Source organism: uncultured Gimesia sp. (genome assembly GCF_937919775.1).
Classification (GTDB): Bacteria; Planctomycetota; Planctomycetia; order Planctomycetales; family Planctomycetaceae; genus Gimesia.
This window is the reverse complement of sequence record NZ_CALFPF010000222.1, coordinates 1-3,507: the sequence shown is the minus strand read 5'-3', so window position 1 is coordinate 3,507 and position 3,507 is coordinate 1. Positions and strand designations below refer to the sequence as shown.

Annotated in this window: 3 protein-coding genes; 2 read left to right on the top strand and 1 reads right to left on the bottom strand. The window is 46.7% G+C overall.

Annotation, left to right across the window (positions count from 1 at the left end; translation table 11 throughout):
- Positions 1–49 precede the first annotated feature (49 nt).
- Both Q0294_RS05925 and Q0294_RS05920 read left to right on the top strand, forming a co-directional pair.
- Positions 50–1,138, top strand: a complete 1,089-nt coding sequence (locus tag Q0294_RS05925; protein WP_299461884.1) for a beta-ketoacyl synthase N-terminal-like domain-containing protein — start codon at positions 50–52, stop codon at positions 1,136–1,138.
- 23 nt (positions 1,139–1,161) lie between these two features.
- The gene (locus tag Q0294_RS05920) at positions 1,162–2,799 is read left to right on the top strand and encodes an FAD-dependent oxidoreductase (protein ID WP_299461882.1); all 1,638 of its coding nucleotides are present in this window, start codon (positions 1,162–1,164) and stop codon (positions 2,797–2,799) included.
- A 148-nt stretch (positions 2,800–2,947) separates the two neighbouring features.
- Here the strand turns inward: Q0294_RS05920 and Q0294_RS05915 are convergent, their stop codons facing one another.
- Positions 2,948–3,487 (bottom strand): hypothetical protein, encoded by a 540-nt coding sequence (locus Q0294_RS05915; protein WP_299461880.1) that lies wholly within the window; start codon positions 3,485–3,487, stop codon positions 2,948–2,950.
- Between the last annotated feature and the right edge of the window lie 20 nt (positions 3,488–3,507).

Here is a 3,507-nt window from a genome sequence, read left to right as displayed (position 1 = left end):
TGACATGCTGATGAATCAGCCACCGGTTTCTAAGGATTCTTGATTTTAAATGCCCTGCTATATCACGCGAACTGCTTCTTACCTCCCCGGCCCCGCAGTAGAAAACGACGAAATCGAGCGGTTTATCGGATCACTTGATGGTGAAGCTGCAACGAAAGCGAAAATCTTATCGATGAATGGGATCGTGCGTCGTCATTACGCACAGGACCACTTACAACAAAAAACACATGATGTTTATGGACTAGGCTCCAGCGCCGCGCAGCAATGTCTGAGTGAGCACAAAGAAACTGATTCCGTCACTTATCTTGCTGCTGGAACCACTTACACACCACTTGCGGCTCCCGGATTTGCATCGATCCTGCATCATCGGTTACAAGCAGACGGTTACCTGAATTATCCCGTCGAGATCAGTTCTCACGCAGGAATCTGCTCATCGGCTGCCAATGCCATGGTTGCTGCGATCCGGTCGATCACTGCAGGCCATCATCGTACGGCACTTTGTGTCGGTGCAGAGCACGCATCAGAAATATTAAAGTCTAGTGTGATTCAACCGATCGACGATCGATCTGAACACGAAAATTTACGAAACAGCCGCTGGTTTATGTCAATTTTTTTACGGTTTATGCTTTCCGATGGTGCGGGTGCATTTCTGCTGCAGGATCGTCCGGACTCAGAAAGATTATCACTGCGAGTGAACTGGACCCACTCAATGTCGTTTGCTCATGAAGCCCCGTTATGCATGAAGTTGGAAGGCCGCACAGCTCTGCTTAGTCAAGATCTTTCTGTTTTATCGAGCTATCTGGTTCCGCTGGCAAGCAAATTCCTGGATATCGCCCTCGAAACACAGCGCGATTCTCTCGACTCGTATTCTAAAATATTACCCCATATGTCGTCCTATTTCTTTCGTCGTAAAATGGAACGTGTCATCGCATCTCATTCCAGTAATCCAAATAATCCGGTTCCCTATTGGTCCAATCTTGCAACCGCTGGAAATACCGGTTCTGCCAGCATCTACGTCATGTTGGATCAGTTCCTCAGACAGCATGAGCTTCTTGATGGCGACCGGATTTTGCTGTTTATTCCGGAGTCGGGACAATTCAATTTTGTGCTTGTCAGTCTGACGGTGGTGCTGCCATGACAGGCACAGGTCCAAGTCCAAAGATGAAAGCAACCCAGAAAAGACTTGCTATCATTGGTGGAGGAAGCAGTGGACTGATTTGTCTGAAGAATGCGCTCGAATCGCTCAATGAATGGGATATCGTCTGTTATGAGAAGTCCGATCGAATCACAGGGTGTTGGGGAGACCCCTATCCAGGCTTCGTCTCGACTTCCACCAAATACACCACGCAATTTTCCTGCTTTACTCCCTTTGATGCCAATGTGAAGCCGGATGGTGGCGCGAGTCGATCTGAGTTTTTTCGGAATGATGAATATGGTCAATATCTGGAGCAATTTGCAGAAACGTTCTCACTCCATGGTCATATCGCCACACAGCATCGTGTGGACAAGCTTTGTCGCGATGTCGATCGAGGTGCCTGGGAAATATCGATTACTAACCTGAAAGAAGAATATGCTGAATCAATCACAGAATATTTCGATTGTGTTATCCTCTGTACCGGCTTGACTGCTGAGCGCGTACAAATAGACTGCAAGATCAAGATATTGTCAATTTCCGAGCTGCATCATCCGGACGGGCTGGGGCACATCACTGATAATCGTATTGTGGTCATCGGTGGTGGAGAGTCTGCCGTTGATTATGCAAACCGTCTTTCGCGGCCCGAGCTGAATAATAAAGTCTTTTTGTCATTAAGGTCGGGGATTCGAGTCAGCCCCAGGTATCATCCTATTCGAGGAGTGCCATCGGACTTTTTGAGAAATCGATTGCTGCTGTCGATTCACGAAGACATTCGAAACTGGATCGGCCAACGATTCGTCGAAATGCGAATCCGCTACCAGGAAACATTTCGCCGATTGTTTCCTGGAAAAGATGTGGATGAGATATCGCCCATTGAAATAGATCAGAACGTGAGCCAGATCCGCAAAGAATGGGCTTATAAACTCACGAAAACGGCGAAATATGACTTGTTCAATATGTTTCATAACAAGAGTGATGATTTTTTAGACGCTGTTGCCGAAGGCAGAATTACCATTGTCGGACCTCCCATTGACAATCAGTTCACAGTGTTTCGCAATTATGATTCCGATCACGAAGAGCACATCGAGCCGTCTCTTGTTGTTCCGGCGGTGGGGTACCAGGGAAGACTGAGTGAATTGTCGGAAGGGCACCTTCAACTTTCGGACTTTTATCTGGGTTGCATACATACCACTTATCCGGATTTGTTCCTTGTCGGTTTCGCTCGCCCGATTATTGGAAACATCCCCTCCATCAGTGAGGTGCAGGCACGTTTTGTGTGCGGGTTAATTGCTGAAACGTTTCCTCGTCCTGCCAATATCGAGACACTGCATCGGGCAGATTCCCTCCGCAGGAAAGTCCGCTATAAGGAATTGAGATTAGAGTCAATTTACCCAGTGGAGATGTTTCCTTACTGCGACCAGTTATCCAGGTTGATGAACACGTTCCCGACTTTGCGTTCTCTCGGCTCATTGTCCGTCTGGTGTCGAATGCAGCTTGCTCCGGCGACAACGATGCATTACGACTATCGTGAAAAGCCATCACTCGAACGGTATGCGTCTACCCCTGTCTACATGCCAGGGTCGTTAATCATTATCCTGTTGGTGATCAAGCCATTCGACTTCGTGTACCGAATATTTAGACGATTGTTCAAGCGAAAACTCTGAGCTGCAGTTGCTGATCTGTTAAACATCGCTTCAAAAAGCAGGGGGTTTAAAGGGTTCTGGTCCCGATTATTCTGTACCTGACTACTTTAGTCTTTCCCGCTGCATGTAGAGGGTGGGGTAGAAAGTTGGTCGATCAGCGGCCTGGGGTTCACTGCAGTGATTTGTCAGGGGGGATTTTTCGACGTCTGCGGTAAATGATGAATACTGTGACAAGCGTCAAAACGCAGCAGGCTTTCAGGATGAATAATGAAAGCGGCTGGTACCATGCCCGGGTGTTTATCTCGATGAAATCGGAGACTCCGAAGAGTGCAAATGCGATGACACAGGTGATCGATAAATCTCTGTTGTTCTGAGTGTGCTGAAGTCGGAAGAGAAAAACAGACGCAATGGAAATCCAGAGAATCACTTCAGCCAAATGGAAGATCTGATCAATTTCAAGTGATTGAAGAAAACTCATCAAAACACTGATTCCCGCTGCTGCGAGGACGATGAAGAGAAATATGAATTCATCTGGCCAGGTATGTTTATTTTTCAAATCTCGAAGTATATCAAGAATATCGATTCTCAACTTGGCGCCGAGAGGAAATCCAAGATGTGCACTGGCACCGGCCCCCAAAATTAAGCAAGTCTTTTTAGATAGCATAAACTTTTTTCTTTTACATAATTGAATTTTAACAATCTTTCTCACTTCAGATCGACATTAATCCC

Bases quoted from the DNA above. Each gene is read 5' to 3' on its own strand.
- Q0294_RS05920 (WP_299461882.1), top strand. From the start codon at position 1,162: ATGAAAGCAACCCAGAAAAGACTTGCTATCATTGGTGGAGGAAGCAGT.
- Q0294_RS05925 (WP_299461884.1), top strand. From the start codon at position 50: ATGCCCTGCTATATCACGCGAACTGCTTCTTACCTCCCCGGCCCCGCA.